The 26,822-nt window shown below is 70.9% G+C and carries 28 protein-coding genes and 1 tRNA gene; 16 read left to right on the forward strand and 13 right to left on the reverse strand.

Annotated elements, in window-relative coordinates:
* Positions 1-9: 9 nt before the first annotated feature.
* Both ACGFZA_RS17960 and ACGFZA_RS17965 read left to right on the forward strand, forming a co-directional pair.
* Positions 10-849, forward strand: coding sequence for an HAD family hydrolase (locus tag ACGFZA_RS17960; protein ID WP_393680509.1), 840 nt, complete (start codon positions 10-12; stop codon positions 847-849).
* Positions 850-1,081: 232 nt separating this feature from the next.
* On the forward strand, positions 1,082-1,741 hold the full coding sequence (locus ACGFZA_RS17965; RefSeq protein WP_393680110.1) for an O-methyltransferase: 660 nt from the start codon (positions 1,082-1,084) through the stop codon (positions 1,739-1,741).
* A 139-nt stretch (positions 1,742-1,880) separates the two neighbouring features.
* On the opposite strand, the gene ACGFZA_RS17970 is transcribed toward ACGFZA_RS17965, so the two are convergent.
* From ACGFZA_RS17970 to ACGFZA_RS17985, 4 genes are all read right to left on the reverse strand, one after another.
* On the reverse strand, positions 1,881-2,099 hold the full coding sequence (locus tag ACGFZA_RS17970) for a zinc ribbon domain-containing protein (protein ID WP_326735985.1): 219 nt from the start codon (positions 2,097-2,099) through the stop codon (positions 1,881-1,883).
* Positions 2,100-2,175: 76 nt separating this feature from the next.
* A complete protein-coding gene (locus ACGFZA_RS17975) occupies positions 2,176-2,805 on the reverse strand; it encodes a DUF4383 domain-containing protein (protein ID WP_393680113.1) in 630 nt (209 codons plus the stop codon).
* 132 nt (positions 2,806-2,937) lie between these two features.
* Positions 2,938-4,395, reverse strand: a complete 1,458-nt coding sequence (locus ACGFZA_RS17980; protein ID WP_385286408.1) for a hypothetical protein — start codon at positions 4,393-4,395, stop codon at positions 2,938-2,940.
* Between the two features lie 71 nt (positions 4,396-4,466).
* Entirely contained in the window at positions 4,467-5,261 is a 795-nt protein-coding gene (locus ACGFZA_RS17985; RefSeq protein ID WP_393680115.1) for a DUF4097 family beta strand repeat-containing protein, read from the reverse strand.
* A gap of 229 nt (positions 5,262-5,490) precedes the next feature.
* Between ACGFZA_RS17985 and ACGFZA_RS17990 the strand changes: the two genes are divergently transcribed.
* Positions 5,491-5,565, forward strand: a tRNA-Val gene (locus tag ACGFZA_RS17990).
* Positions 5,566-5,664: 99 nt separating this feature from the next.
* Here the strand turns inward: ACGFZA_RS17990 and ACGFZA_RS17995 are convergent.
* Positions 5,665-6,093: a hypothetical protein gene (locus tag ACGFZA_RS17995; protein ID WP_393680117.1), complete on the reverse strand. Its 429-nt coding sequence runs from the start codon at positions 6,091-6,093 to the stop codon at positions 5,665-5,667.
* A gap of 143 nt (positions 6,094-6,236) precedes the next feature.
* Here ACGFZA_RS17995 and ACGFZA_RS18000 point away from each other — a divergent pair, with 143 nt between their 5' ends.
* Together ACGFZA_RS18000 and ACGFZA_RS18005 are read left to right on the forward strand one after the other, a co-directional pair.
* Entirely contained in the window at positions 6,237-6,932 is a 696-nt protein-coding gene (locus tag ACGFZA_RS18000) for a DUF4145 domain-containing protein (protein WP_393680119.1), read from the forward strand.
* Between the two features lie 953 nt (positions 6,933-7,885).
* Positions 7,886-8,866 carry a MerR family transcriptional regulator gene (locus ACGFZA_RS18005; protein WP_393680121.1) on the forward strand — a complete coding sequence of 327 codons (981 nt, stop codon included), beginning with the start codon at positions 7,886-7,888 and terminating at the stop codon, positions 8,864-8,866.
* Between the two features lie 182 nt (positions 8,867-9,048).
* Here the strand turns inward: ACGFZA_RS18005 and ACGFZA_RS18010 are convergent, their stop codons facing one another.
* Positions 9,049-10,311 (reverse strand): DUF6357 family protein, encoded by a 1,263-nt coding sequence (locus ACGFZA_RS18010; protein WP_393680123.1) that lies wholly within the window; start codon positions 10,309-10,311, stop codon positions 9,049-9,051.
* A 317-nt stretch (positions 10,312-10,628) separates the two neighbouring features.
* Positions 10,629-11,282, reverse strand: coding sequence for a DUF6357 family protein (locus tag ACGFZA_RS18015; RefSeq protein WP_393680125.1), 654 nt, complete (start codon positions 11,280-11,282; stop codon positions 10,629-10,631).
* A gap of 203 nt (positions 11,283-11,485) precedes the next feature.
* Between ACGFZA_RS18015 and ACGFZA_RS18020 the strand changes: the two genes are divergently transcribed.
* Entirely contained in the window at positions 11,486-11,725 is a 240-nt protein-coding gene (locus tag ACGFZA_RS18020) for a hypothetical protein (RefSeq protein ID WP_393680127.1), read from the forward strand.
* A 138-nt stretch (positions 11,726-11,863) separates the two neighbouring features.
* On the forward strand, positions 11,864-12,367 hold the full coding sequence (locus tag ACGFZA_RS18025; protein ID WP_393680129.1) for a GNAT family N-acetyltransferase: 504 nt from the start codon (positions 11,864-11,866) through the stop codon (positions 12,365-12,367).
* A gap of 162 nt (positions 12,368-12,529) precedes the next feature.
* Here ACGFZA_RS18025 and ACGFZA_RS18030 read toward each other — a convergent pair whose 3' ends face one another.
* On the reverse strand, positions 12,530-13,114 hold the full coding sequence (locus ACGFZA_RS18030; RefSeq protein WP_385286392.1) for a helix-turn-helix domain-containing protein: 585 nt from the start codon (positions 13,112-13,114) through the stop codon (positions 12,530-12,532).
* Between the two features lie 117 nt (positions 13,115-13,231).
* Here ACGFZA_RS18030 and ACGFZA_RS18035 point away from each other — a divergent pair, with 117 nt between their 5' ends.
* From ACGFZA_RS18035 to ACGFZA_RS18050, 4 genes are all read left to right on the forward strand, one after another.
* Complete coding sequence (locus ACGFZA_RS18035; protein ID WP_393680132.1) at positions 13,232-14,068, forward strand: EamA family transporter; 837 nt, start codon at positions 13,232-13,234, stop codon at positions 14,066-14,068.
* A gap of 119 nt (positions 14,069-14,187) precedes the next feature.
* Complete coding sequence (locus ACGFZA_RS18040) at positions 14,188-14,835, forward strand: FMN-binding negative transcriptional regulator (RefSeq protein ID WP_393680134.1); 648 nt, start codon at positions 14,188-14,190, stop codon at positions 14,833-14,835.
* Positions 14,836-14,878: 43 nt separating this feature from the next.
* Positions 14,879-15,586, forward strand: coding sequence for a B3/4 domain-containing protein (locus ACGFZA_RS18045; protein ID WP_393680136.1), 708 nt, complete (start codon positions 14,879-14,881; stop codon positions 15,584-15,586).
* Positions 15,587-15,692: 106 nt separating this feature from the next.
* On the forward strand, positions 15,693-16,292 hold the full coding sequence (locus ACGFZA_RS18050; RefSeq protein ID WP_393680138.1) for a hypothetical protein: 600 nt from the start codon (positions 15,693-15,695) through the stop codon (positions 16,290-16,292).
* A 54-nt stretch (positions 16,293-16,346) separates the two neighbouring features.
* On the opposite strand, the gene ACGFZA_RS18055 is transcribed toward ACGFZA_RS18050, so the two are convergent.
* Positions 16,347-17,759 (reverse strand): MFS transporter, encoded by a 1,413-nt coding sequence (locus ACGFZA_RS18055; RefSeq protein ID WP_393680140.1) that lies wholly within the window; start codon positions 17,757-17,759, stop codon positions 16,347-16,349.
* Positions 17,760-18,253: 494 nt separating this feature from the next.
* Between ACGFZA_RS18055 and ACGFZA_RS18060 the strand changes: the two genes are divergently transcribed.
* The 4 genes from ACGFZA_RS18060 to ACGFZA_RS18075 all read left to right on the forward strand — a co-directional run bounded on the left by ACGFZA_RS18060 (position 18,254) and on the right by ACGFZA_RS18075 (position 21,326).
* Positions 18,254-18,694, forward strand: a complete 441-nt coding sequence (locus ACGFZA_RS18060; protein ID WP_385286381.1) for a hypothetical protein — start codon at positions 18,254-18,256, stop codon at positions 18,692-18,694.
* Positions 18,695-18,956: 262 nt separating this feature from the next.
* Positions 18,957-20,321, forward strand: coding sequence for a DUF1254 domain-containing protein (locus tag ACGFZA_RS18065; protein ID WP_385287422.1), 1,365 nt, complete (start codon positions 18,957-18,959; stop codon positions 20,319-20,321).
* Positions 20,314-20,994, forward strand: coding sequence for a GAP family protein (locus ACGFZA_RS18070; protein WP_393680143.1), 681 nt, complete (start codon positions 20,314-20,316; stop codon positions 20,992-20,994). The genes ACGFZA_RS18065 and ACGFZA_RS18070 overlap by 8 nt, the downstream gene beginning before the upstream one ends.
* Positions 20,995-21,101: 107 nt before the next feature.
* The gene (locus ACGFZA_RS18075; RefSeq protein WP_326662624.1) at positions 21,102-21,326 is read left to right on the forward strand and encodes a DUF2277 domain-containing protein; all 225 of its coding nucleotides are present in this window, start codon (positions 21,102-21,104) and stop codon (positions 21,324-21,326) included.
* Here ACGFZA_RS18075 and ACGFZA_RS18080 read toward each other — a convergent pair.
* The 4 genes from ACGFZA_RS18080 to ACGFZA_RS18095 all read right to left on the reverse strand — a co-directional run bounded on the left by ACGFZA_RS18080 (position 21,313) and on the right by ACGFZA_RS18095 (position 25,472).
* Complete coding sequence (locus tag ACGFZA_RS18080) at positions 21,313-21,987, reverse strand: DedA family protein (RefSeq protein ID WP_385287417.1); 675 nt, start codon at positions 21,985-21,987, stop codon at positions 21,313-21,315. The two genes, ACGFZA_RS18075 and ACGFZA_RS18080, sit on opposite strands and share 14 nt — an antisense overlap.
* A gap of 390 nt (positions 21,988-22,377) precedes the next feature.
* Positions 22,378-22,836 carry a DoxX family protein gene (locus ACGFZA_RS18085; protein ID WP_385287416.1) on the reverse strand — a complete coding sequence of 153 codons (459 nt, stop codon included), beginning with the start codon at positions 22,834-22,836 and terminating at the stop codon, positions 22,378-22,380.
* Positions 22,837-22,919: 83 nt separating this feature from the next.
* Positions 22,920-24,674 (reverse strand): alkaline phosphatase D family protein, encoded by a 1,755-nt coding sequence (locus ACGFZA_RS18090; protein WP_393680146.1) that lies wholly within the window; start codon positions 24,672-24,674, stop codon positions 22,920-22,922.
* A gap of 153 nt (positions 24,675-24,827) precedes the next feature.
* On the reverse strand, positions 24,828-25,472 hold the full coding sequence (locus tag ACGFZA_RS18095) for an HNH endonuclease family protein (RefSeq protein ID WP_385287411.1): 645 nt from the start codon (positions 25,470-25,472) through the stop codon (positions 24,828-24,830).
* A gap of 502 nt (positions 25,473-25,974) precedes the next feature.
* Here ACGFZA_RS18095 and ACGFZA_RS18100 point away from each other — a divergent pair.
* Entirely contained in the window at positions 25,975-26,736 is a 762-nt protein-coding gene (locus ACGFZA_RS18100; RefSeq protein WP_385287408.1) for an ABC transporter permease, read from the forward strand.
* The last annotated feature ends 86 nt before the right edge of the window (positions 26,737-26,822 follow it).

The raw sequence follows: 26,822 nt of genomic DNA on the forward strand, positions 1-26,822 counted from the left end.
GGAGCCCCGCTGTCGCCGTCCGCCGTGACGCTGGTCGCCAGCGACCTCGACCGCACCCTCATCTACTCGGCGGCGGCCCTCCAGCTCCCGATGCCGGACGCCGAGGCACCCCGGCTGCTCTGCGTCGAGGTGTACGGCAAGAAGCCCCTCTCGTACGTCACGGAGACGGCCGCCGGTCTGCTCGCCGAACTGAGCGGCTCCCCGTCCACGGTCTTCGTACCGACCACCACCCGCACCCGCGAGCAGTACCACCGCATCCATCTCCCGGGCCCGCCCGCGGAGTTCGCGATCTGCGCCAACGGCGGACACATCCTGGTGGACGGCGTGTCCGACCGTGACTGGCAGCGGACCGTGACCGGCCGGCTCGCCGAGGAGTGCGCCTCGCTCGACGAGATCCGCGTCCATCTCGTCTCCGCCGCCGACCCCGCCTGGCTGCTCAAGGAGCGGGTCGCCGAGGACCTCTTCGCCTACCTCGTCGTCGACCGGCCCCTCCTGCCCGCCGACTGGACGAAGGAGCTCGCCGCGTGGGCGGAGCCGCGCGGCTGGACCGTCTCGCTGCAGGGCCGCAAGATCTACGTCGTACCGCGCCCGCTCACCAAGAGCGCGGCCATGCGGGAGGTCGCCCGCCGCACCGGCGCCACGTTCACCCTGGCCGCCGGTGACTCCCTCCTCGACGCAGACCTGCTGCTCGCAGCCGACCGGGGCTGGCGCCCCGGCCACGGCGAACTGGCCGACGCAGGCTGGAACGCCCCGCACGTGGAGGCGACCGCGAAGAGCGGTGTGGCCGCGGGCGAGGAAATCCTGCGCCGCTTCCTGGAGGCGACGGGCGCGCGCCGGGCTGCGGCCTGAGGCGGGAGGCCCTCCGGGACGGGCGGTCGTAGGCGCGTGGCCCTCCGGGACGGGCGGTCCTTCGGGGCGGGGCGGTACTCAGCCGCTGGGCGGTCCGGGACCGGCGGTCATGGACGGGGCGTCAACTTTGCGGCGCGCCAGGGGAATCCGCTCGGTCCGCGGAGGTCCGACGGCTAAAGTCACCGCGTTCCCGCCGGTCGGCGGAGCACTCGGCACGAACAGGAGTGGCGCGTTGACCAAGGGCAACCAGACAAAGATCACGGACGAGCTGTACGCGTACATGCTGGAGCACAACCCGCCGCTGGACGCGGTGCAGCGTGAACTCGTCGAAACCACCTACGCCCAGCTGCCCGGCCACGCGGGCATGCAGTCGGCCGAGGAACAGGGCCCGCTGCTCGCCTTCCTCGTACGGCTGACCGGGGCCCGGCACATCGTGGAAGTCGGGACCTTCACCGGTTTCTCCGCCCTGGCGATGGCCCAGGCACTGCCGGACGGCGGGCGGCTGATCGCGTGCGACGTCTCGGAGGAATGGACCGCCTACGGCCGTGAGGCCTGGGCGAAGGCAGGCGTCGCGGACCGGATCGACCTGCGGATCGCCCCGGCCCTCGACACACTGCGGGCCATGCCCGCGGAGCCGCACATCGACTTCGCCTACCTGGACGCGGACAAGGAGAACTACCGCGCGTACTGGGAGGAACTGGTGCCACGGATGCGCCAGGGCGGCCTCATCACCACGGACAACGTGCTCTTCCACGGCGGCGTGACGGACCCGGGGGCGACCGGGGCGACGGCGGCCATCCAGGAGTTCAACGACCACGTGTCCGCCGACCCGCGGATGGACAGCGTGCTGCTCACGGTGGCGGACGGACTGACGCTGTCGCGCAAGCGCTAGACGTATTGCCCTGTGAGGTTGGGGACGCGGTCGGCTCGCGGAGGCTGGTAACGCGGTCGGCTCGCGGGGGGTCGTCGCGCGCCGACTCGGTGCCCCGCGCGGGCCCCGTGTCCGGGTCCCGTGTCCGGGTTCGTGGGGGTCAGCCGCAGCAGCCCCCGCCGCAGCAACCGCCGCCTCCGCCACCGGCCGAGGGCGCGGGAGCGGAACCGGCCGAACCGCCCACGGCGACGGCCGAGAGGAGCTTCACGGTGTCCTCGTGCCCGGCGGGGCAGGAGGCGGGTGCCGAGGACTCGGCCATCGGACGGCTGAGCTCGAAGGTGTCTCCGCAGGAGCGGCAGCGGTACTCGTAACGAGGCATGCCCCCAGGCTATCGGCCGGGACGCGCAACGGACGGCCGGACGGCCCACGCGTTCTACGAACCGCCGGGCGAGGAATCACCGGGGGGCGGACCCGCCGGGCGCGGAACCACCGAGCGCGGAACCACCGGGCCGGACGACGGGCATCTCCTCGACCGACCGCCGCCGTGCGAGCCGCTGCTCACGCGCGGCCTCCTCGGGGTGGCGGGCCCGCCAGTAGGGATTGTCGTGGGGGAGCCCGCCACTGACGCGCCCGTACATCCCGAACATCATCAGCAGCAGCCCGACCACGAAACTGAACAGCACGTTCTGGATCTCGAAGGCGAGGAAGTTGAGCCCGGTGTCCAGCAGGGCGAGATTGACGAAACCGCTGAGGACGAAGGCGATGCCCAGCACCATGTTGAGCGTCGAGGCGAAGTTGCCGCCGATGACCATCCCGATGAACAGCAGTAGCCCGACACAGATCGACAGGACGCTGAGCGCGCCGTTGGTGCTCAGACCCGCGACCGTGTCGCCGCCGGTGTCGAAGAAGCCGACGTGATCGGTCAGCCCGAGGATGCCGAAGGCGAGAAGCACCAGACCCATCAGCCCGGCGCCGATGCGGTAGACGCGGCTGAGCCGGTGGTCCACCGGAAGGTGCTCATCGAGCCGAGTGGCCTTGCGATGGGCAGCCGGCCGCCGGGCGGGACGCAGTACATGGGTGGCCATGGGGCCTCCTTCCAGGTACTACCAGGATCCCGCCGGACCGGGGCCGCCGCACGCGGGCAGCCCCGAGGGCGGTACGTACGCGCCCTCGGTGCGCGGTGCGCGGTGCGCGGTGCCCGGTGGCCGGTGCCCGGGTCAGGCGCCGGCGCCGCGCTCCTCACGGATCTCGGAGACGACGCGCGCGGCGGTCTGCCGTACGCCCTCCGTCACGGTCAGGAAGTGCCAGTAGTCGGGGTGGCGGCCGTCGAGGGCGGTGACGGCCTGGTCCAGCCGGGCCACCGCGTCGTCGAGCGGCTGGGCGTGGCGCGGCTCGGGGGTGTGGCGCCCGGCCATGGCGAGGCGCTGGGCGTCACGGATTGCGAACCGGGTGCGCTGGATCTCCTGCTGCGGGTCCTTGGCGACGGCGTCCAGCCGCTGCAACCGGTCACCGGCCGCCGAGACCGCCTCGTCCGTGGCGTTGAGCAGGGCCCGTACCGTACTCAGCCGCGACGTGGCATCCGCCCAGCGCTGCTCGTCACGCGCCTTCGCGGCCTCCTTGAGCTTCTCCTCGGCCTGGCGCACATTGACGGCCGCCTGCTCGGGAACGGGCTGGAGGTCCTGCCAGCAGGCCGCCGAGAACCGCCGCCGCAGCTCGCTGAGCACGGGCTCGACGGAGGCCGACCGTGTGGTCAGCGCCTGGGCCCGCGTACGCAGCGTCACCAGCCGCTTGTCGATCTCGGCGGCCCGCTCGGGCAACTGCGCCGCCTCGGCGCGTACGGCTTCGGCATCGCGCAGCACCTGATCGGCGCGCTGAAGGGTCTCGGGTACACCGTGCCGGCCGGCTCCCTGGTTGAGCTTGGTCAGCTCGGGGGCGAGAGCGGCCAGCCGCGCGGCGAGATCGTCCGCCCGCAGTCCGGACTCCCGCACCGCGTCGAGAGCATTGCTCGCGGCGAGGAGCGCCTGACGCGCCCGCTCCACCGCGGGGGCGAGCCGGGCGAGCTGCGTCTCGGCCGTCCCCAGCAACGGACCGAGCCCGGCGGCGAACCGGTCGAGCTCGCCCTTGACGCGTACGAGCTCATCCTTGGCGGAGGACAGCTCGGCCCGGGCACGGGAGGCGACCGAGGGTTCGAGATCATCCCGGTCGAGATCGTGCGCGTCGACGGCCGTGATGTAGGCGTGACTGGCCTCGTCGATGCGCCGCCCGAGAGCGGCGAAGCCGTCGACGGCCTTCCGCGCGGCCGGCGAACTGTCCACGGCCGTGATGGTCTCGATGGAGATCTGCAGATCGCGCTGAGCGGTGTCGAGCTCGTAGAAGGCCTCCGCGGCGGCATCCTTCGCCGCCTGGGCCTCGGCCCGCTGCCCCTCCCCGCGCCCGCCGAACCAACGCCGCGTACCGCCCCCGGCGACGGCGGCAGGCAACGCCGAGACGAACAACGGCACGGGCAGCAGCATCAGCAGGAGAGCATCGCGAATGCCCCGACCGAGGCCGTGCCGACCGAGGCGGACGGCGCCGTGCCGACTGACAGGAACATCGCCGTGCCGGCTGACAGGGACATCACTGACGGCGGAACTCCCACCCGCTCTCGCCTGCGGCTTCGCGTGTGTCGCCGTCACATCCCTCTCCCGTGCTGTTTCGCCCTGCCCGGTACATTCTCCCACCAGGTAAGGACGAACACACGGGCCCGTTAGTTCGCGCTTCGTACGGTGACTTCGCCGTTGTCGCTGTGCGCTTTCACCGCGTGCGGACTGTCATCACTGCGAGGCACCTTCACCGAGACGCTTCCGTTGTCGGCCGACGCGGACACGGCGTACCGGTTCTTCCCCGCCGGCAGGTCGATGGTGATACCGCCGTTGTCACTGACGGTGTCCACGAGATTCGGCACACGCGTGAAGTCGAGCCTCACCGAACCATTGTCGGAACGGGCCACCACGGACGCCGCCGAGATCCGCTCCCCACGCACGGAGCCGTTGTCGCTCTTCAGCTCCAGCGGCCCACTGATATCCCGCACGACGACTCCGCCGTTGTCGGAGAAGAGCTTGAGCGGCGTACCGAACCCGGACGCGGTGACCTTCCCGTTGTCGGCATCCACGGTCAGCGCGAGCCCACGAGGCACCTTCACCTGGTGCTGCGCCCCGCAGTCACTGATCATCGCGTCGCACTTCACCCGAAGCGTCAGCGTGTCGCCCTCCAGCTTCCACACGGGATCCGGCCCACTCCCGAACATGACCCACCCGTCCACCTTGCGGGTCACCTCGATCCGCTCCACATCGGCGGGCACGACCTCCACGGTGGAGTCCTCCGCGTCGATGGTCAGCGCTTTCCCCTTGTACGCGAACGACTTGTGCTCGGCGGGGGCACCCTCCACATCGGCGCTGCCGCACCCACTGAGCAGGCCGACGAGCAGAACGGCACCACCGGTGGCCACGAGGACGTGGGTACGGGCACGGGCACGGGTGCGGGTGTGAGTGCGGATGGTCATGGCGATGGAGTCCCCCTGGCTGGTGCTGCCGATGTGATCCCACCGTATGCAGCGGCCGCCCGGGGGACGATCCGGACGGCTACCGTCTTGGGGGTGGGGATATCCCCCGTACCGACTTCGGGGCGGACGCGCCGGGGGCGCCCCGGACCGGCCCCGGACCGGCGCGGCCCGGCCGGGTAACCGATTGTCGACGGGCACCGTGAGGCATGTAATCTGTTGCTTCATCCACGGGTGCGTAGCTCAGGGGTAGAGCGCTGCTCTTACAAAGCAGATGTCGGCGGTTCGAAACCGTCCGCGCCCACCAGTAGGTAGATAGGCAAAGGCCCAGGTCACCGGTACTGAACCGGGAGCCTGGGCCCTTGTCGTTCTTTGGGCGGGAGGCGGGGGAGGGGCGTCGTGCTACTTACGTGCCAGATGCGTCGCCGGATTCGCCCGGCCAGACCTGCCTGTTCCGCTCGTCGACGTGAGCGGCGATGGCGTGGGCACGTCCGTTCACCAGGTGCTGATGGATCAGCGCTGCCCGCGCCGAGGAATGTCCCATCCGCGGCATCAGCTCACGCGTCGTGGCGCCGCCTGCTTCCGGTGCGTCGGGCGCATAAGTCCCCCGGGGCCGAGGGGCTGTATTCAAGGTCCTCAACTGCGCCCGTAGCGCATCGATTTCAGTCCAGCTGATACGAACGACATTCCAGAGAACAGGCATTTTCGCCGCTTCCTCGCCGGCGAGACCGTCGATCACCGCTGCGCCTCGGCTGCGCCCGGCGTCTTGAAGGTGGCTGAGGTCGTCCCGCAGCGTGCTGTCGTGTTCGGTGAGCGGCGCAAGGCCCTCGGCCATGAGGTCAACCGTAAATGATCGCAGCTTCCCAAGTTGAGGGATCCGAAGCTGTCGGCACGGGCCTGCCCTGCGGATTGCTCTGGTCCGCGAGCGCACGTCGCAATTCTCATGCCCATCGAGGCGTTGCACACTAGTCTCCGACTATGGCGAGCACGACATGTGGATGGTGCGGACGGCTGGCTCACATGAGACCGGTCGGCGGGGCCGAAGTGGTCCCCGATCAGGACAGCCGTCTCAACGTGGGATTCGAAGCCTATCGATGTGCCAACTGCCGCCGGCTTGTCCTCGCCTATGGGTGGACCGACTTCAGCCGTACGAATGATTGGGACGACGCACCTTCTGATCTCTGGGACCATCCGCAGGCCCAGCAGGCACGGTGGCTTCCCCCGGCGGAGTCCAACAGGACATTCCCAGACGTCCCCGCAGCGATCGAGTCGCTCGCGGTTGAGGCGCACGACTGTCTGAGTATCAAGGCCGACCGAGCTGCCGTTGTACTTGCTCGTGCGGTGGTCGAAGCGTCCGCGAAGGAAAAGGGTGTCACCAGAGGGAGCCTGATCGCGAAGATCGATGAGCTCCACCAACTAGGTCTGCTTCGGGGGCACATCAAGGAAGCAGCACACGAGGTGCGCTTCGGGGGCAATGAGGTAGCCCATGGCGATCTCGCCCCCGTTGATCACGAGGCGTCCGAAGAGATCTTGACACTCATGGATGAGGTGCTGAACGACCTGTTTCAGTCCCCGGCTCGCGTGGCCCGTGCCCGTCAGCGACGACTGGAGCGGTCCCCAACAGGCCCTGCGTCAGTGAGCACCACCGCGTCAGAAGGACAGCCCAGCATCTGAGCTCCTGACGCAGCACGCACGGCAAGGCTCCACGGACGATCGCAGCCGCACCGTGGTGCATCTCTCCGTGAAGAGGTCGCGTGCCACAACCGTGCAGGACGCAGGGGTCAGCCACGGGTAACACCGGTGCCTCATGGGCGAGTACTCGCCCGTTTCCTGGATCGGTGAAGCCGCAGCTCAGAAGGAAGACAACCCAGCCGCGCTCCTGAAGCGGTGGCCTCAGCCCCAGTGCGCCCCAGTGCTTCCAAGTGCAAGCGGCATGCGCCTACGTGCGCCTTCCGCAGAGTCGGGAGCGTTCGACACACTCGGCTGGTCTGTCGGTCCGACGGCACCAGGGGGAGTAGTGGCTCGAACGCAGTCCAAGTGTGGAGCGCTTACACAGAAGGGGAGCCGGTGTCAGCGCCTCGCCATGATCGGAGCATCCAGGTGCGACCGTCACCGCGGCGAGTGGTCTTCCTACGAGGTTCAGAAACGCAAGGCGAAGAAGAAGCGGAAGTAGCCGGCCGCCGGGCCGTGCCGGGCCCCTGGACGGCGACCAACGGTGACAGGTCACGACGGTTGAGCTACAGGTCAGAGGCCGTCAACCACACGACGGCCCAGGTCGGATCAAGAACCGGCGAGAGAGGGAGCCCTAGATCGGCCCCTGCGGCTGAGGTGGCAAGTTGCGCCACTCGTGACCGCATCCGTCGGCGCACCGCAACTCCCGCCTGCGGGTATCGGCGATGCTGAAAGAGAAGTTCCGGACTCTGGTCCGGGGCTTCGACTTGTCAGCGGTGTGCAGGTGCTAACCGGAGTCCGCCGCAGGCAGTTGAGGGCCCGCGTTTCCTTCTCCGCATGTGGTGGAGTCTGGCGCAGGGAGTGACAGCCGGTGCAGAAAGCGTGCGCCCCGTCCGGCGGAAGCTTCTGGAGGACGGACTTGAGTCTCCTGTAAGGGGAGACGCGAGGGTGGGGGCATGGACGGCGACACGCTATACACGATCGGGGCGTTGGCCCGGCGGACCGGGCTGACGGTGAAGGCCATTCGGTTCTACTCCGACAGCGGAATCGTGCCGTCGACCGACCGCAGCCCAGCCGGCTACCGGCTCTACGACCTCGACGCGCTCGCACGGCTGGACCTGGTGCGGACCTTGCGTGAACTGGGACTCGATCTTGCCGTCATCCGGCAGGTGCTGGACCGGGAGATCTCGGTGCCCGAGGTCGCTGCCGCGCATGCCGACGCCTTGGACGTGCAGATCGGCACCCTGCGCCTGCGGCGCGCGGTGCTGCGCGCGGTGGCCAAGCGGGGCTCCACTCCGGAGGAATTGGATCTCATGCACAAGCTCGCCAGACTGTCCGACGATGAACGCCGGCGCCTCGTCAACGACTTCATCGACGACGCCTTCGGAGGCCTCGACGCCAATCCCGACTTCGTCGAGATGATGCGCTCGGCCATGCCTGAGCTGCCGGAGGACCCCGAACCCGACCAGGTCGACGCCTGGGTGGAGCTCGCCGAACTCACCCAGGACCCGGAATTCCGCGCCGCCGTGCGCCGGATGGCCGAGCACCAGGCAGCGGAACGTGCCCAGGGTGACACCACGGGTCTGCATCACGACCTCACCGAAACGGTCCGCGACCAGGTCGGCTGTGCTCTCGCCGCCGAGATCGACCCCCTTTCCGCGGGTGCGACTCCCGTTGTCGACGCCCTCGCCGCCCGCTACGCCCAGGTCTTCGGCCGCGCCGACGACACCGAACTGCGCCGGTGGCTGCTGGCGCGCCTGGAGGTCGCCAACGACCCTCGCACAGAACGCTATTGGTGCCTCCTGTCCGTCATCAACGGATGGCCCGTTCCGCCGAGCCTGGCGCCGGTCTTCACCTGGTTCATCCAGGCCCTGCGCGCCGGCATCGAGGAGCAGCCGACGCCGCCGGGCTCTCCCGGTCCGACGATCGGGCCGTGAGGTGCTCGGGACGCTCGATGAGTCGCCCTCGTTGGAACCGAGGGCAGCCTGAGCGGCAGTCGGGCGTGGGGGTCGGTGGTGCTGCCGCCGGACGGGTCGTTGCCCACTGCGGCGATGCAGCTCGGCCACAGTGGGGACTGCGAGGTACCGATAGCGGCGGTACGTGCGCGATCCCGGCCGGACTACTTGCCGGCGCGCCGTCGACGGGCGCGTTCGAGTTCGGCGGCATCCGACATCCAGGAGCCGTGCTCCCCGAGGGCTACGCAGCCGCCGCGGACGAAGGCGCTCACCAGGTTCCGGTACCCGCCGATCCCGTCGACCAGGCTGTACTCGACCCGGTACTCCGGATCCGACCCGCCCTCACCCACGGACACGGTCGTGATCCGGGCGATCGAGTCGGCGTAGAAGTGGAGCTGGATCCCTTCGCCCATCTCCTCGTCCTCGATGGTGAACACCTCGTTGTCCCCGGCAGAGCGATCGCCGACGAACTCCCAGAACTCGGCGGTGGCAGTGCGGGGACTGTCCTTGACCCACTTCTTCTCGACGCCCTTGTCGTCGGTGAACGACAGGCTCGTCTTCCTCGCGCTCCCGCCGGATTCCGCGCGGCCGCCGGCCGCCTCCTCGTCGTCCTCCATGGGTGCGTTCCTGGAGCGGTCCGCGGCCTCCGAGCACATCAGGAAGCTCACGGTACGTACCGCGTCGTCGGCGAGCTCGGGGTGGGCGCGACGTACGGCCGTGTCGACCGTCGTAGCCATCCGATCCCACTCGCGCTTGTCCGTGGCGCGCTTTCCCCGTCGCGGATCGCGGCCGATCCGCATCCCGGCGCACGCCTGCTCCGCGACAGCGATCAGGTGCATGACCTCGGGCAGCAGCGCCGGGTCGACGGCGCCGGGTATCCGCTTCGGAACCGTGGCGCCGTGCAGGTACTGGCCCGTGTACTTCAGGATCGCGGTGTCGAGTGGACCGAGTACGGTGCCGCGCTCGGCGCGACGGCGGTTCGCGTGGTGCTCCTGAGCGCGCTTCCCGTCGGACGTCTCCGTCGCCGCGCGCATGGCCGCGCAGACCTGACCGCGTTCGAGCAGATCGATGTCGGCCCCATGGGCGATGAGCCGACTCCTGTCCCACGGGATCCGCCGGAAGAGCGCGTCGACGTCCGCGGGCGCGGAGAGAAGGACCGGGTCCAGGAGCTCTACGGCTGCGTTCTCGTCGAGCCGGCCCCGGGTTCCGGCGGCATCGCACAGCGGAAGGACCGCGCTCCACAGCAGCAGGTGTCGGCCCAGATCCTCGCGTATCACCGCAAGGTGGGCTTCCCGTACCGGGAACGTGAACGTGCGAGGCTCGTGGTTGGCGTCGGCCCCGGCACCGAGCATCAGTTTCAGCTCGCCGTCCTCGCGGATCACGTTCGGGATCCAGCCGCTCATGCGTGTGAAAACGACTTCTCTCATGGACTCAGTCTTCCCCATCGGACGGGACCGGCGTGTTCTGCCTGCACCGTTCCGACCGGCTGCCTCGTGTGCGCCCGCGCCGTCCGGAGCGCGCAGTCGAGCGGTCCCGCTCGTCATGGTCGTCGAGTCAGGCCGTCGCGGGGCGCCGGCTGGACAAGGCCGGGCCTCGGGCCCATGGCCGGCGTCACGCCGGATGCTGCGGCCCCATCCTGAACCATCTGGTCATGGCCGACATCTCCGGTCAGGGCCGAACCATCCGGTCATGACCGATCCCTCCGGTCATGACCGATCCCTCCGGTGATGACCGACCCCTGCGGTCATGACCACCGCTCGAATTCGACGTCGAGGCGCACGTCGGTGCGTACCCAGACTTCGCCTTCGGCGGCCCCGGCCGGGGTGTCGACCCGTTCGATGCCGAGAAATGCGATCAGCTTGAGCAGTTCGGCTCGTTCGGCTCGGTCGTCGTCGGCATCACGCGAGTCGAAGAACACGTAGTACTGGTCGCTCGGGTCCACGTAGCCCGAATCCGCCCAGATCCGGGCGACTTCCCTGATGGCCGCGGATTCGGTCGTGAACGTGGCGGCGCGAGTGGCACCGCGATTCTCCGGCGAGGCGTCGAGGTCGGCGAGGTCCGCGAACCACTGGCCGAATCGGTCGAGGCCGGCGTATCCGTTCTCGAAGAACAGCATCGCGCTCGGCAGGTAGCGATTGACTCGGTCGACCTGGAGGTACTCCGACCGAGGCCGGTCCGCTCCTTGTGTCCGGGCGACCACGCCCTGACCGGGCATGAGCACCAGGCTCTGGCCCGACGGCTCGTCTTCGATGGTGTAGGTCGCGGAGTCCCGATCCCGGAAGAACGCGGAGAACGCTACGTAGGCTTCCTGAGGGTCGTGCACGGAGACCTGCTGGTCGTTGCCGTCGCCGACACCGAAGACGAACTGTTTCGGTCCGGGGGCGTAGGGGCGAGCCATGTGTGTCCTTCGTTCAGACGTGGCGATTTCGCCAGCGTAGTTGCATCGGAGTGGGCAGACTCGTCGTTGGCGACCCGCTCGATCATCACCGACGTGTGGGTGGAGGAACTGGCCGGACGTCTGCTGTCCCCGCCGATGACGGTGGGGTGCAGCCGGTCCGGACTCGGGCCCGGCCCTGAAGTCGTTGCGACCAGCGCCAGGCCATGATCCGGGTTGAGTCGCCCGGTGTGTTCTGGAAGACGCCTGAGATCGTCGCGTGGGCGGCAGGCCGGGCGTTCGCGTGGATCGATGACGAGATCACCCAGGCCGATCACGCCTGGGTGAAGGAGCATCACGACGGTCCCGCCCTGCTGCGCCGGATCGACGCCCGACGCGGCCTGGTTGCCGACGACTTCGCAGCGCTGACCGCATGGGGGACCGCCCGGGCGACCGGTCCGGGCTGATGTAGGCGTTGTCGCGTCGCTGGTCGCCGATGTCTCCGTTCGCTTCAGTGGAGGCGTTGCGGGGCCGGTCGCCCCCGGACGCGAGGGATCCGGGAAGCAGCCCCTATTCGGCGATGACCTGTGAGGCAGAGTGGGGCCATGTCTACGTACGAGACGATGGCGTTCCACCTTGAGACCGAGCGGCTGATCCTGCGGCCGTGGGCCGAATCGGACGCTGTCGAGTTCAGCGCCCTCCTCGCCGAACGAGGCAAGGGGACGCCCACAGTGGAGCGCGCCCGGACGTCCATCGCGACGCTGCTCGCCGGGACGGAGACGACCGGGTTCGCCCTGTTGCCCATCCAGCGCCGCGCCGAAGGCGACTTCATCGGCTATTGCGGGTTGATCATCGGCCGCTCCACCGTGGAGGAGCCCGAGATCGCGTATGAACTGTTCCAGCGTGTGCACGGGCATGGGTACGCCACCGAGGCGGCCCGTGCCGTGCTCGATGCGGCTGCGGCGACCGGGCGGAAGCGGCTCTGGTCGACCGTCGGTGCCTGGAACACGCCGTCGCTCCGCGTCCTGGAGAAGCTCGGGTTCGCGCGCGATCACATGACCACGGACGACAGCGGTGAAGTGGTGTGGCTCACGCGCTCGTTGCCGTGAGGGGGCGGTGCGTCAGCTCCAGGACGCAGCCGGGGCCCTTCATGCTCAGGTTGTCGTGGTCGTGGTCGTGGTCGTGGTCGTAACCGTGAACGTGGTCGAGCGCGCTGCAGAAGCGGGAGCAGGAGCGGCTTGACGGCAGGGTTCGCCGTCAAGCCTCAGGCCTCAGGCGGAGGAAACCGGGCCGGGCGGCAGGTGGACGGTCATGATCAAATGGCAGGCCTCGGTGCCGGCGCCGCGGTAGGCGTGGGGGGCGTCGCCGTCGAAAGCCGCCGTCTGGCCGGCTTCGACGTGGTGCTCGGTGCCGTCCACGACGAGCGTCATGCTGCCGGATGTCACGCTGACCGTTTCCACGACCCCGGCCTGGTGCGGGTGGCTGGGGTACTCCTCGTCCGGTTCCAGGCGCCAGCGCCAGACCTCGACCGGGGCCGCGCCCGAGGTCGTCAGCATGAGCCGGGCCTCGCTGCCCTGCGTCCCGGTCCACAGAGGGGCCACGGCGTCGGCCGTGACGACGCGGACACGGCCTTCCGCCGGCCCTTCCATCAGCGCGGACACCGAGATGCCCAGAGTGTCGGCCAGGCGGACGAGCGTGGCGAAGTTGGGATTGCCCTGAGCCTTCTCCAGGCCCACCAGCGCGCCCTTGCTGACCTGTGCGCGCCGGCCGAGCTCGTCCAGGGACAGGCCCGCGCGGGTGCGGGCCGCTCTGACGTTGTGCGCGAGCGTCCGCAGTGCCGCGTCCGTCTCGGCCATCCGATCACCATCCTTGCGAAGGACCACTGGAATGCACCGTGCGGTCGTTTGGTTGACAGAGGTCGGTCGTTTCGTTGTACCGTTGGGTCGTTCCAGTGAATGGTAAGGGATGTGCCCGTGATTGCTCTGCTACTGGCCCTGGGAAGCTCGCTCGCCTACGGCTGCGCCGATTTCCTGGGCGGCCTCGGGGCCCGCAAGGCTCATGTGCTGCACACCGTGATGATCGCGGCCCCGGCTTCCCTCGCGGTCGAACTGCTGCTGTGGCCGTTCCTCGGAGCGTCGTTCGGCGTCGAGGCCCTGGGCTGGGGTGCCGCGTCCGGTGTCGCGTCGGCCGCCGCGTTCGCCCTGCTCTACCGGACGCTGGCGATCGGCCCGATGAACGTGCTGTCACCCGTGACGGCGCTGGTGTCCGCCATGCTGCCCGTGGGCGTCGGCCTGCTCCAGGGGGAGCGCCTGGGCGTCGCCGGGCTGGTGGGTCTGCCGCTCGCGCTGGCCGCGGTGGTGCTGGTCAGTGCCGGGCACGGTTCGGGGGCTGCGCGGCCCTCGCGTACGGCCATGCTGCTCGCTCTCGGTGCGGGCGCCGCCATCGCCCTCCAGCTGATCTTCCTGCACCAGGCACCGTCCGACAGCGGGGTCGCTCCACTGCTCATCGGCAGGGCGGTGTCCTCGGCCGTCACCCTGGGTGCGGCCGGGCTGATGTTTCGACGGCTGGGATCCGAGCGGCCCGCCTACGCGATGTCCGCCGCCGCCGGCGTGCTGGACTCGGTCGCGAACCTGCTCTTCCTGCTCGCCGCCCGCAGCGGAGACCTCGCCGTGGTCGCCGTCATCACGGCCCTCTACCCGGCCGGCACCGTCCTGCTCGCCCGCATGGTGCTGGCCGAGCGCATCCACCGAGGCCAGCTCGTCGGGCTCGGCACCGCCGCCGCTGCCGTCAGCCTCCTCGCCCTCACTTGAGCCCCTGCCTTCCCCGAGGCCCGAGGCCCGAGGCCCGAGGCCCGAGGCCCGAGGCCTGAAGCCCGAGGCCCCGAACCTGATCGACCCCGCCGCACCACCGCACCCGTGCAAGGAGCCGCATGCTCATCCATCCCTGGGACGCCGCCCTGGACGCCGCCGAATGGCAGACCTGGATCGCCGACGGCCACGACTTCGGACAGCTCAGCGTCAACGGCCTGCCGGGCCGGCCGCCCGCCGTCGTCCCCACCCATTTCACCACCGACGGCAGCGACCTGCTGATCCACCTCGCCCGGCCCAACCCGGTCTGGGAAGCGATCGAGCACGACCCGAACGTCACCTTCACCGTCATCGGCGACTACGCCTTCATCCCCGCACCCTGGCGCGCCAGTCCCGGGACCCCGCCCGCCGACGGCGTGCCGACCAGCTACTACGCGGCCGTGCAGTTCACCTGCCGCGCCACCGTCGTCGACGACCCCGAGGCCAAGGCCGAGCTGCTGCGCCGCCAGCTCGCCCACTTCCAGCCCGACGGCGACCACGCACCCGTCGCCGTCGACCAGCCCCCCTACGGCCGGATGCTGCCCGGCATCCGCGGGCTTCGCCTGGAAGTCACCGAAGTCATGGCCAAGTTCAAGTACGACGACCACAAACCCGTCGAGCACCGTACGGCCGTGGCCGAGAGCCTCACCCGACGGGGGAAGGGTCTCGACGCCCCCGCCGCGGACCAGCAGCGCCGCCGCCTGGACCGCATCGGCCCGTGGAAGGTCTGACTTTCCGCCCTGCCGTACGTACGAAGAAACGGAGCCTTCACTCATGACCGACTTCCGCCTTGCCCCCGCTGTCGCCGACGCCTTCCCCGATACCCTCGTCGCCGTGGTCACCGCCACCGGCCTGCGTGGTCGCGAGGACTGGCCCGGCACGACCGCCGCGCTGGAGGCACTGGAGCAGGAACTCGCGTCCGGTGCCTGGCAGCCCGCCGACGAGGCCGACCCCCGCATCGAGGTGTGGCACGCCGCCTACCGGTCCTTCGGCACGAACCCCCGGCGCATCCGCCCCAGCGTGGACGCACTCGGCAGGCGCCTCGCCAAGAAGGGGGCGCTGCCGCGGATCAATCAGCCGGTCGACTCCTACAACGCCGTCTCCGTGCGTCACGGCCTGCCCGCCGGCGCGTTCGATCTCGGCCGGGTCAGCGGTGACGTCGACATCCGGCACGCGGACGGCAGCGAGGAGTTCACCCCGCTCGGCGAACCCGGCACCGTCGAGAACCCCAAGCCCGGAGAGATCATCTACGCCGACGCCGACGGCGTCCTGACCCGGCACTGGAACCACCGCGACGCTCACCGCACCCGTGTCACCGAGGACTCCACCCAGGTCGCCTTCATCCTCGAAACGCTCCACGCCACCCGCGACGGCCACCTCCTGAAGGCCGCGGCCGAGGAACTGCGGGAGCTCCTCACCCCGCACGCCCAGCAGACAGCCGTGCACCACCTCGGCCCGGCGCAGCCCCGGGTCACCGTGTGAGGGCCGGCGCCGGGCGGCGTCGCCGAGGCGCACCAACGTCGCCCCGAGCATGCGGCATTGCCGCCGAACCTCGGTCTCCCACGCCCCCGGAGGGCACAATCGCGTCATGGAACCCCATGGCAGGGCAAGGGCACTGCGGGGCCCCGACGAGCTGCGGAGACTCTTCTCCCTCGTCCTCGACCGAGTCGATCCCGACACGCGGGGCCTCGCCTATCGGTTGGTCGGGACCGGTGCCGCGCTGGCGCAGGGAGTCTTGCTGCCTGCAGGCGATGTGGACATCCTGGTCGGCGGCCGGGCCGACGTCGACGGATTCGCAGCCGGGCTGTCCGGGTTCCCGTGTCCGGACGCACCGGCCTGGCTGCCCGAAGCGCGGCAGTACTTCGCCCGGTTCAGGGTCGACGGGACGGATGTGGAGATCAGTACGGTCGAGTGGCCGGCCGACACCGATACCTTCGAGTGCACGGGGCGCGGCCCCTGGGAGCACTGTGTACGGGTCGGACTCGGCAGTCATGTCGTTCCCGTCGTCCGCCTGGAGCTGAGGCTGGTCTCCGAGCTTGTCCGCAACCGTCTCGACCGGATTGCGCCCCTGATCGAGCACATGCGGGTACACGGCGCCGATCTTCCCCTCGTGCAGAGGGCGATGAGCGAGCGCGAGGTGGAGCCGCAGCTGCGGGCCCGTGTCGTGGAACAGCTTCGGAAGCGATGAACGGCTTCGGGAGCGATGAACGGCTTCTGGTTTCTCCCGGTGTGTGTGCGGTGATCATCCTCGTCGCCTCCCTTGCCACCGCGTGCGGGCGCGACGGGTACCGGTTGCGTCGGGCGGGCTGAACTCCTCCCTGAGGGGATCCGGAGCCGTACGGGTGCTGTCCGTGTGTTGGCGGCAGGCGTCCAGGGGGCCCGTCGGCCGTTCGTGCGGAAGGTGTCGGCCCAGTCGGGCCAGCGGGGAGAACGCCATGAACAGCGGGGACAGGGAGAGGGCGACGGCGGTCACCAGCAGCGTCGTACGCAGTCCCCAGTGGCCCGCCAGGAAGCCGCCCAGCAGCGAGCCGACCGGGGTCAGCCCCATGCCCGCGAAGTTGATCGTGGCCACGACCCGGCCCTGTATCCGTACGGGAGTGATGGCCTGCCGCACGGCCATCATCGTCACGTTGACCAGCTGACCGAAGGTACCGAAGGCGAAGTTGACGCCGATGAGTACGGGGAGCGTGACGGCGGCCGAACCGTCCAGCGCCGGTACGCACAGCATCACGCCGTCCGCGACCACCGCCGAGGACACGAGCACCTTGCCGTACCCGAACCTTCCCGGCAGCCTCGCCGCCAGCAGCGACCCCGCGACCGCTCCCGGGCCCATCGCGGCGAGGGCCACACCGACGGCCGTGCCCGACAGGTGCAGTCCGCGCGGGAGGTAGAGCAGATAGACGGTCATCAGGGCGGCGAACCAGAACTGGAACAGGGCCGAGGCGATACCCACCGCCCGCAGGGAGGTGCTGCCGGCCACGAAGCGGAGGCCCTCAAGGATCTGCTGCCGTACGCGGGCCGGTCCGTCGCCGCGCGCCGGGACCGGTTCGCGCCTGCGGATCCGCCGGATCGACACGGCCGACCACACGAAGAAGAACGCGCCGGGGACGACGGCGACCGGGCCCGCGAACAACGACACCAGCAGGCCGCCGAGGGCCGGACCGCCGATCTGTGCCGCCGATCTGCTGCCCTCCAGCGCGCTGTTGCCCCGCATCAGCCGGTCGCGCCCCACCAGCCGTACGAGCGAGGCCTGGTACGCCACGTCGAAGAACACACTCAGTACGCCGACGAGCAGCGCGACCACGAGCAGGACGGGCAGCCCGAGCAGGCCCAGCAGGTACGCGGCGGGGAGCACCGCCAGGACGAGCGCCCGTCCGCAGTCCGCCGACACCATCACCGTGCGGGCGCGCCGGCGGTCCACCCACGCGCCGGCGAAGAGCGAGAGCAGCAGGATCGGCAGCTGCTCCACCGCACGCAGGAAACCGAGTTGCCCGGAAGTCGCGTGGAGCGACACCACGGCGAGGAGAGGCAGTACCACCATCGTGGACTGCGCCCCGAACTGCGACGCGGTCTGGCCCACCCACAGCCTGCGGAAGTCGGCGTCCCGCCACAGGCCCGGCGGAGCCCCGTCCCGGCCGCCGGAGGCCGCCTTCATCGTGTGCCCCGGACGCGGCGAACGCGCGGGCCGGCATGGCTGATTCCGGGGAAAGCCGGCGTGGAGAAGGTTCGGTTGTGCGGCAACGGTTGCACGAGGACCCCTTGAGCTGCGGAGGACAACGCTCGCCGGCCGGGGCGCGGAAGAGCGCACCGGCTGTCCGGGCGAGAAAGGCTCGCTGTGCCGCAGACCTGAGGCAGCACGCGATGACGGGTCGATCACGACCTACGACGTCAGCGCGTGCTCGGGCGACCGGGCATGTCGACTCCTGCCTGAGGGATCACGTGAGGGGCGAGTCGAAGGGTAGCCGCCGGACCTCTGGAGAGGGAGCGAATTACCGCCCCGCGGACGCCTCGTGCCCGACGCGAGGGGCCTCCGAGGTGCCTCCAGCGCGTCCCGTTCCCTTCACCCGTTCGGCCGCGTCCGAGTGGCCGAGCCCGAACGTGCCCAGCAGGGTCGGTCTGACGTGCAGTCCCACCGGCCCAGGAGTCCTCATGGCACAGACCGCGCCCACGCCGGGCACTTCTCCCACGCCCCCGTCCCACCCCGGGGGCATCAACCCCTGGGCGGCCGGCGGGATCATGTTCGCCGGTGTTCTGCTGATGGTCGACGGCGTACTGGGGGCGATCAAGGGCATCGCCGGAATCGCCTCCGACGACGTCTACGCGCGGATCAACAACTACGTCTTCGAGTTCGACGTGACCACCTGGGGATGGATCCACCTCGTCCTCGGCGTCATCATCGCCGTCGTCGGCTGGGGCATCCTCAAGGGTTCCGTCTGGGCGCGCGGCGCCGGTGTGGGGCTGGCGGCGCTCAACATGATCGCCAACTTCATGTGGCTGCCCTACCAGCCGGTCTGGGCCGTCGTCTCCCTCGCGATCGACACCTTCGTGATCTGGGCCCTGTGCACCGACCGTTCGAAGGCGGTCATCTGACGGGTGCCGGTGACGGCGTCGGCCCGGCGGTGGCTCCCCACCGCCGGGCCACCGCCGGACCGGCCCTCCACGCGCGGCAGGACCCGTCCGAGGACCCCGCGCGGGCCGCCGGCCGGCTTCCCGCGCCCGACGGGCCCGTCACCCCGCCGTCCGGGTGTACGGGCCCGAACCGTCGGCCCAGGGCCGCGGCCGGTCCAGGCCGACGCCCGCTGCGCGCGATCACCGAACGCGCCGCGCACGATCACTGAAGGGGAGGTTCTCCATGCCTGAGGAGCGCACGAACGAGCTCGTCGAGTCGGCAGCCGAGGCGTACGTCTACGGGTATCCGCTCGTCTTCGACCTGTCGATGGTCGAGACGTGTCTGCACAAGGGGTTCGGCGGCCTGCCGGCCGCGCCCTTCAACCGGTTCGCCCACGCCGACCGGCTCGCCGACGCCGGCACGCACTTCGTGTCCGTCAACAACGACACCGTGTACTCGATCGCCCAGCTCGACCTGTCCGGCGGACCGCTCCGGCTGCACGTCCCGGACACCGGCGGGGCCTACTACGTCCTCCAGTTCGTCGACGCCTGGTCCAACAACTTCGCGTACGTCGGCCGCCGGGCCACCGGGACGGAGGCCGGCGACTGGCTCGTCGTGCCGCCCGGCTGGGCAGGCACCGCACCCGAGGACGTGCGCGGGGTGATCGACGCCCCCACCACCGTCGTCACCATCGTCGGCCGCAACGCCTGTGACGGCCCCGAGGACCTGGAGCAGCGGGTCCGCGCCCTCCAGGAGCAGTTCACCCTCACCCCTCTCGAACCGGGCGAGCGCCGCACCGGTCTGCCCGCCCCCGATGCCGGGGTCCCGGCGGAGCTCCGCTTCTTCGAGCAGCTGAGGGTATGGATGGCCGACTTCCCGCCGTCCGCCGCGGACCGGGCCTACCAGGACCGGTTCCAGCCGCTGGGGCTCCTGGAGGAGGGGCCGTCGCCGTACGTCCCCGCCGGCTCCGCTCTCGTACGCGCCCTGACCGAGGGACTGGCCCTGGGCAAGGAGCGGGTGGAGGCGGCCAGCCGGTCGGGGGCCGGGGGCGGCGGGGGATGGTCGATGGACCCCCACCTCTTCGACTACAACCTGGACCGGTTCGGCGTCGGGACCATCGACGCGCCGGAATGGAAGATCGCGGACCGGGCGGCCTCCTATCCGGCCAGGGCCGTGGCGGCCCGCATCGGACTGTGGGGGAACCACGGCTACGAGGCCGTGTACGCGCAGACCTTCCACGACGCCGACGGTGCGCCGCTCAGCGGTGCGCACCGCTACGAGCTCCGCTTCGAGGAGCCGCCGCCGGTCGACGCCTTCTGGTCCGTGACCATGTACGGCACCCCGGACTACTTCCTCGTCGCCAATCCGGCGGGGCGGTACTCGATCGGGGACCGTACGCCCGGAATCGTGCGCGCCGACGACGGGTCGCTGACCGTCCACATCAGCCGGGAGCGGCCGGCCGACCCGGACGCGGCGGCGAACTGGCTGCCGGCGCCCGAGGGAGAGTTCCGGCCCATGATCAGGCTGTACATGCCGCAGCGGCCGATTCTGGACGGGACGTACGAGATCCCCGCCGTCCGCCGGGTCGGGGAGGCAGCCCGTGGGTGATGCGATCGGGCAGATGCTGGCCTCCGCCGTCGGCATCGCCATCAGCCCGCTGCCGCTGATCGCCGTCATCCTCATGCTCGCCACCCCGCGCGGCCGGTCCAACGGCATCGCCTTCGCTCTGGCCTGGACGGTGTCGCTCGCCGTCCTGGTGACGGTGGTCGTCCTCGCTGGCTCGGGCGCCGACGCATCGGAGGGGGACGACGGCCCCGCCACCTGGACGTTGTGGCTGAAACTGGGGCTGGGCGCGCTGTTCGTGCTGATGGCGGCCAACCAGTGGAGGGGGCGGCCGAGAGAGGGGCAGGACGCCGCGGAACCCCAGTGGATGCGGGCGATCGACGGGTTCGGCCCCGGCAAGTCGGCGGGGCTGGCGGCCGTGCTGGCCGTCGCCAACCCGAAGAACCTGGTGCTGGCGGTCGGCGGAGCGGTCTCCATCGCCTCCAGCACCGCCGACGCGGGCGGGAAGACCGTCGCCGGCGTGCTGATGGTGGTCGTCGCGTCGCTCTGCACCACGCTGCCGCTGGCCGTCTACCTCTTCGGCGGGGAGCGGTCCTCGAAGGTGCTGGGGAACTGGAAGACCTGGATGGGCCGGCACAACGCCGCGATCATGACGACGGTGCTGGTCGTGCTCGGCGCCAAGTACATCGGCGACGCGATCAGCGGGCTGGCCGGCTGACGGGCCGGGTCCGGATCGCAGTCCGGATCAGGGGTGCGTCGCGGCCGGTGGGCCGGGGCGCACCCGCGGCCCGGGACGTTGTCAGTGGCGCGGTCCACACTGGAGACATGTGCCGAAGCATCAAGACCCTTCGTCCGCCGGCCCTCCCCGAAGAGGCCACCGAGGAAGACATCCGCGCCGCCGCCCTGCAGTTCGTCCGCAAGGTGTCCGGGTTCCGTGCCCCGGCCGCGCACAACAGGGAGGTCTTCGACCGGGCAGTCGACGAGATCGCCGAAGCGACGGCCAGGCTGCTGGACGGTCTGGAAGTGCGGGGTGGTGTCAGGACGCCGTAGGGACCGAGACCGGGGCGGAGGCGGCGGCCGCGGCCGCCGCAGGACGCTTCATCAGGAGCGCGGCGAACGCCCCCGCGACGAACAGGGCCAGCACCGAGAGCGCCGTGCCCAGCCAGCTCGCGCCGAGCCAGTGCGCGCCGAAGTAGCCGAGGCCCACGCTGTAGCCCGCCCAGGCCACGCCTGCCACGGCGGACCACGGCAGGAACTCCTTCACGGCGCGGTGCGAGGCGCCCGCGCCCAGGGAGACGACCGAGCGGCCGGCCGGGGCGAAGCGTGCGATGACGACGAGGACTCCGCCGCCGCGGCTCAGGGCGGCGCCGAGACGTTCCTGCGCCGAGGTGAGACGGCGAGAGCGGGCGATGGCGCGGTCCAGGCGCTCGCCGCCGCGCCAGGCCAGCCGGTACGCGACGAGGTCGCCGAGGACGGAGGCGGTGGCCGCGCAGAGGATCAGGGCCAGGACCGAGGGGACCTCGGTCACGTGACGTGCCGCGCCCGCTGCGCCGGCCGCGACACCCGTGGTGCCCGCGGCGGCGGCCGTGGCGGCCGTGATCACGAGGACCCCGCTCGGCAGCACGGGAAGGAAGACGTCGAGCAGCACGGAGACGGCGACCACGGCGTAGATCCATGGGCTGCTGGTCAGCGCACCCACACTCTCGAGCACCTTCTACTCCCCGACTTCGTAACAACGCCGCGACGTCGCAGGGGAGCGGCAGGAGCGGCAGGGCCAGCTGTACAGCGTACGCCTGCCGTTCACCTGGAGATCCATATATATGCGCGATGTTGGGCATCTCACGTGCGTCACAGACGTACCGTGCGCACCGGCACAGCCCCTGCCGGCGCGCTACTTGCCCGCCTCGCGATCGGTACCTCGCGATCCGTACGTCGGGACCGTGCCCCGCGGCCCGTACTTCGCGCCCCGGACCCGCCCGGCGACCGCGGCCCCTCGCTCGCGCCCGTACCCCGCGTCCACCGGGGAGCGGTTCCCGGTGGACGCGGGGTCTCGCTGCGGGCCCGGTCGGCTCGGACCCGTGCGGTGGGTGTGCGGCCGATGTCAGACGGCGACCGGGGAGCTCGGCTCGGGTGCCCGGTCCGGGTCGCTCTTCGCGGTCGCGCGGGAGGTGAACAGCCGGTCCAGGGCCAGTGCGCCGGGGCCGGTGAAGACGAGCAGCAGGAACGCCCAGCAGTAGACGGCCGAGGGCTCGCCACCGTTCTCCAGGGGGAAGAGTGCCTCGGGCTGGTGGACCTTGAAGTACGCGTACGCCATGGAGCCGGACGCGATGAGGGCGGCGATGCGGGTGCCGAGGCCCAGCACCACGAGGCTGCCTCCGACGAGCTGGATGACTGCCGCGTACCAGCCGGGCCAGGTGCCGGCGGGTATGGAGCCGCCGCCCATGGCGCCGCCGAGGATGCCGAAGAGCGAGGCGGCACCGTGGCAGGCGAAGAGCAGGCCTACGACGACGCGGAAGAGCGCGAGGGCGTAGGGCTGGGCTTGATTCAGGCGTGTGTACATGGGGGGAGAGCTCCTTCGGTCTGGTGGGGACGTGAACCGACTGAGCGCCACAGATTAGGTAGGCCTCACCAATACTTGCAAGTTCAACGTTTTGTCGACTGGCTGAAACTCGACGGGGCGTCATCGGTCAGTGAGCGATCGAAGGCCAGCTCCAGCACGGTGCCTGACTTCCTCGACTTGGCCTGAACCAATGACAACGCGGCTTTCCGGCCACTCAAGGTCAGTGTCATCAGCTGATTGCCGAACCACGGTCCGTCCGTCCTGCGCCACCGCACCGAGGGCGTTCCGGTCCGCCCGTGCCGTGCCAGCAGCCGGCCGAGCAGCCGTCCCGCCCGGCTCCAGGCGAAACGGAAGCTGCCCCTGAGCGGTGCGGGGATGGAGTTGTGCACGGGAGAGCAGGTCAGTTGCAGGACGCGGGCCGTCGGTGCGCCGGTGGCGGCCTGAGCGGACGCGGCGGACGGAGCGGGCTCCGCGATGTACGCATGGTGCACATCGCCCGACAGTACGCATACCGTCGCGGGTGCCTCCGGCCCCTGGGCCACCTCCCGGATCAGCTCCGTCAGCCGCCCGAACGACTCGGGGAAGGCCGCCCAATGCTCCAGGTCGGAGCGTTGCCGAAGGAACTCGCCGACGCGCGCCCAGCGGCCGTCGGGCCCGCCCCGCTCGCCCCGGCACAGCGCGGCGCTCCACTGCTCCGCGTCATGGATCAGGGGCGGCAGCAGCCACGGCAGGGAGGTGCCGATCAAGAGGTGGTCGCAGGAGCCGGGGGCGGCGAGCGCCTCCTCGCGCAGCCATGCCTCCTCCTGCGGGTGGAGCATCGCCCGCCGCTGTTCGTCGAGCACCCGGGCCGCGCGGCTGTCGACCATGAGCAGCCGTACTCGGCCGAAAATGCGTCGGTAGCTCCAGCGGGTGCGGGTGGGGTCGTCGGCGGCCGCGGCGGCGAAGCGGCGCACCGCTTCCGTGGCGTCCTCGGTGGCGTGCACCGCCGTGTGCAGGGGGTCGGCGGCGATCTCGGCGGGGGAGAGGTTGCCCAGGTGCTGGTAGACCCAGTAGGACATCAGCCCGCTGACGATCCGCTCGTGCCACCAGGACGTGGCGCGGACGCCGGCCAGCCAGGCGGCGCTGGTGTTCCAGTCGTCGATGACGTCGTGATCGTCGAAGATCATGCTGCTGGGGACCGTCGAGAGCAGCCACCGCACCTCGGGGTCGCGCCACGACTCGTCGTACAGGACGGTGTATTCGTCGTAGTCCGCCACCTCGGCCCCCGGCGGCTCGTTCAGATCGCGCCGGGCGGCCAGCCTGCGACGGGTCGCCTCGGAGGTCTCGTCCGCGTACACCTGGTCGCCCAGGAGCAGCAGGACGTCGGGGCGTACGGCGTCGGGGTCGGCGGCGAGGCGGGCGGCGAGGGTGTCCAGCGCGTCCGGCCCCACGGGGTCGGTCCGGCCCGGCAGATGGCCGTAGGCGGGCGGTGCCGCCCAGCGGCAGGAGCCGAACGCGACCCGGATCGTCGCGGGGCCGGCCCCTTCGGCGCCGTCCGCCGCGGGTATGGGCGGGGTGGTGATCGTGCTCGGCGGGAACCGGTACTCCTCGGGCGGCCACACCGTGCGGTCGTCGAGCAGTACCTCGTACGGGGTGGTGGACCCGGGCGTCAGCCCGGTCACCACCACCAGGGCGTAGTGGTGCCCGGCGACCGCGAAGGTGCGGGACGAGCCCGACGCCCCGTCCGCGCAACGGACTTCGGCCGTGCACGGGCGGTCCGCCTCGACCCAGACGGTGGCGGTGGTGGCGGTCTCCCAGTCGACGTACCGCAGCAGTGGTCCCAGGCGCAGGCCGGCCATGTCGTACTCCTCGCGTCGTTCCGTACGGGACGGTTCCGTACGGCGGATGCGTACGGCGGGTTCGTACCGTACGGAACGACGGGGGAGTTGCGGGAGTGCACCGGTCCCGGCCGCCGGGGGCCGCGGGGCGGCTCCCGGAACCTCATCGGGCCGTCAGCAGCCGTTGAGCACGGACTGCAGGGCACTCTTCTCGGCCGAGTCGACGGTCAGGTCGTAGTAGTGCTTCACGTGCACCCAGGCGCGGACGTACGTGCACTTGTACGCGGTGCGCGAGGGGAGCCACGTGGCGGGGTCCTGGTCGCCCTTGGACTGGTTGACGTTGTCCGTGACGGCGATGAGCTGGGGACGCGTCAGGTCGTTGGCGTACGCCTGGCGTTGGGCCGTGGTCCAGCCGGAGGCGCCCGAACGCCAGGCCTCGGCGAGCGGGACCATGTGGTCGATGTCCAGATCGGATGCGGCTGTCCAGGTGGCACCGTCGTACTCCGAGTACCAACTGCCGCTGACCGCGGCGCAGCTGGAGTCCTGCGAGACGTTGCTCCCGTCGCGCTTGAGGACGACCTCGCGGGTGTTGCAGGCCCCCGACTGGGTGATCCAGTGCGGGAACTTGTCCCGGCTGTAGCCGGTGGACGAGCCCTCCGCCTGCACCGTCAGCTCACTCAGATAGGTGCGGGCGGTGGACGCGGAGACCGGGGTGGGCATGGCCGCCTGGGCGCCGGGGGCGGTGAGCAGCCCGGTGGTTGCGGCGAGCGCGGCGGATGCGGCGAGGACGGCTATGCGACGCGCGTAGACACCTGACATGCGAACTCCCTTGATGTGGGGGGATGTTGGGCGGCCCGTTCGGAACGGCCCGGCCATCGTGGCGGCGCCAGGTTTCCGTGGGGTGGGCGCCAGGTAACAGAGTGGCGACATGGGCACGTCACATCAAGGGGTCTGACAAAGGGGCTCGGGGTGCGGGGGCGTACCCGAGTGCGTGCGCGGGCGTACGGAACTGAGGGGGCGGCAGGTCCGCTGGCTGTGACGCGCCCCGGCCGCAGGGGGAATCGACCTGGTGGCGGGGCGGCCCGCAGAGCTCTCCGGCGATCCCCGTCGGCGCGCACCCACCTCGTGTGGCGGGGGTCCGGCCCGCAGGGTTCTCCCGTGATCCCGGCGGGCGCGCGACGGCGGCTTCGGCACCTCGCCGCGTCGTCGGGGACGCTCGGACGCGTCCCGTACGCGGACGCCGCTCCGCCCTGCGATCCGCCGCATCCGACGCCGTGCGCTGGTCCCTCAGGCATGACGGGGCAGCATTTATGGTGGCCGCGTGCTGCTTCCGGTGAACATCACGCTCGGCGTCGTCCTGGCGCTGCTGCTCGCGGCGGCCGCAGCCGTCGCCCGGTTCGCGTCCCTCGGCCGGTCGCGCGAGATCGTCGTGGCCGGGCTGCGGGCCGCCGTCCAGCTCGCCGTGGTCTCCTCGCTGATCGGCTGGGTGGTCCACGCCCTGGCGCCGATGTTCGCGTTCATCGCGCTGATGTACGCCGTGGCCGTGTGGACCGCGGGTCGGCGCGTCACGGGAAACCGCACGTGGCGGTGGGCGGCCGTGCCGATCGGGGTGGGGGTCGCGCCGGTGGTCGTCGTGCTGCTGCTCACCGGTCTTGTCCCGGTCCGGGGCATCGCGCTGATCCCGGTGACCGGCATCCTCATCGGGGGCGCGCTGACCGCGACGGTGCTCGGGGGCCGGCGGGCGCTCGACGAACTGGCCACGCGGCGGGGGGAGGTGGAGGCGGCGATGGCGCTCGGGTTCCTCGACCGCGACGCGCGGCTGGAGATCGCCCGGCCCGCGGCGTCGGACGCGCTCCTGCCGGGGCTCGATCAGACGCGCACGGTGGGGCTCGTCACGCTGCCCGGGGCCTTCGTGGGCATGCTGCTGGGCGGCGCCTCACCGGTACAGGCGGGCGCCGTACAGCTGTTCGTGCTGGTAGCCCTGATGGCCGTACAGGCGGCGGCCGTCGCGACCGTGCTGGAACTGGTGGCGCGGGGGCGACTGCACCGCGAGCCGGCGGAGGAGCCGGACGCGGCGCGCTGATGCCGGTGCGGCGGTGCGGCGGTGAAGCCGTGCGGTGAGGTCGTCGGGCGGTGAGGCCGTCGGGCCGGTCCGGCAGTGGCCCGCCG

The organism is Streptomyces sp. NPDC048211 (genome assembly GCF_043202315.1).
Taxonomy (GTDB): domain Bacteria; phylum Actinomycetota; class Actinomycetes; order Streptomycetales; family Streptomycetaceae; genus Streptomyces.

Bases quoted from the DNA above. Each gene is read 5' to 3' on its own strand.
- ACGFZA_RS17970 (WP_326735985.1), bottom strand. From the start codon at position 2,099: ATGCCTCGTTACGAGTACCGCTGCCGCTCCTGCGGAGACACCTTCGAG.
- ACGFZA_RS17975 (WP_393680113.1), bottom strand. From the start codon at position 2,805: ATGGCCACCCATGTACTGCGTCCCGCCCGGCGGCCGGCTGCCCATCGC.
- ACGFZA_RS17985 (WP_393680115.1), bottom strand. From the start codon at position 5,261: ATGACCATCCGCACTCACACCCGCACCCGTGCCCGTGCCCGTACCCAC.
- ACGFZA_RS17995 (WP_393680117.1), bottom strand. From the start codon at position 6,093: ATGGCCGAGGGCCTTGCGCCGCTCACCGAACACGACAGCACGCTGCGG.
- ACGFZA_RS18000 (WP_393680119.1), top strand. From the start codon at position 6,237: ATGGCGAGCACGACATGTGGATGGTGCGGACGGCTGGCTCACATGAGA.
- ACGFZA_RS18005 (WP_393680121.1), top strand. From the start codon at position 7,886: ATGGACGGCGACACGCTATACACGATCGGGGCGTTGGCCCGGCGGACC.
- ACGFZA_RS18010 (WP_393680123.1), bottom strand. From the start codon at position 10,311: ATGAGAGAAGTCGTTTTCACACGCATGAGCGGCTGGATCCCGAACGTG.
- ACGFZA_RS18015 (WP_393680125.1), bottom strand. From the start codon at position 11,282: ATGGCTCGCCCCTACGCCCCCGGACCGAAACAGTTCGTCTTCGGTGTC.
- ACGFZA_RS18020 (WP_393680127.1), top strand. From the start codon at position 11,486: ATGATCCGGGTTGAGTCGCCCGGTGTGTTCTGGAAGACGCCTGAGATC.
- ACGFZA_RS18025 (WP_393680129.1), top strand. From the start codon at position 11,864: ATGTCTACGTACGAGACGATGGCGTTCCACCTTGAGACCGAGCGGCTG.
- ACGFZA_RS18030 (WP_385286392.1), bottom strand. From the start codon at position 13,114: ATGGCCGAGACGGACGCGGCACTGCGGACGCTCGCGCACAACGTCAGA.
- ACGFZA_RS18040 (WP_393680134.1), top strand. From the start codon at position 14,188: ATGCTCATCCATCCCTGGGACGCCGCCCTGGACGCCGCCGAATGGCAG.
- ACGFZA_RS18045 (WP_393680136.1), top strand. From the start codon at position 14,879: ATGACCGACTTCCGCCTTGCCCCCGCTGTCGCCGACGCCTTCCCCGAT.
- ACGFZA_RS18050 (WP_393680138.1), top strand. From the start codon at position 15,693: ATGGAACCCCATGGCAGGGCAAGGGCACTGCGGGGCCCCGACGAGCTG.
- ACGFZA_RS18055 (WP_393680140.1), bottom strand. From the start codon at position 17,759: ATGAAGGCGGCCTCCGGCGGCCGGGACGGGGCTCCGCCGGGCCTGTGG.
- ACGFZA_RS18060 (WP_385286381.1), top strand. From the start codon at position 18,254: ATGGCACAGACCGCGCCCACGCCGGGCACTTCTCCCACGCCCCCGTCC.
- ACGFZA_RS18065 (WP_385287422.1), top strand. From the start codon at position 18,957: ATGCCTGAGGAGCGCACGAACGAGCTCGTCGAGTCGGCAGCCGAGGCG.
- ACGFZA_RS18075 (WP_326662624.1), top strand. From the start codon at position 21,102: ATGTGCCGAAGCATCAAGACCCTTCGTCCGCCGGCCCTCCCCGAAGAG.
- ACGFZA_RS18085 (WP_385287416.1), bottom strand. From the start codon at position 22,836: ATGTACACACGCCTGAATCAAGCCCAGCCCTACGCCCTCGCGCTCTTC.
- ACGFZA_RS18090 (WP_393680146.1), bottom strand. From the start codon at position 24,674: ATGGCCGGCCTGCGCCTGGGACCACTGCTGCGGTACGTCGACTGGGAG.
- ACGFZA_RS18095 (WP_385287411.1), bottom strand. From the start codon at position 25,472: ATGTCAGGTGTCTACGCGCGTCGCATAGCCGTCCTCGCCGCATCCGCC.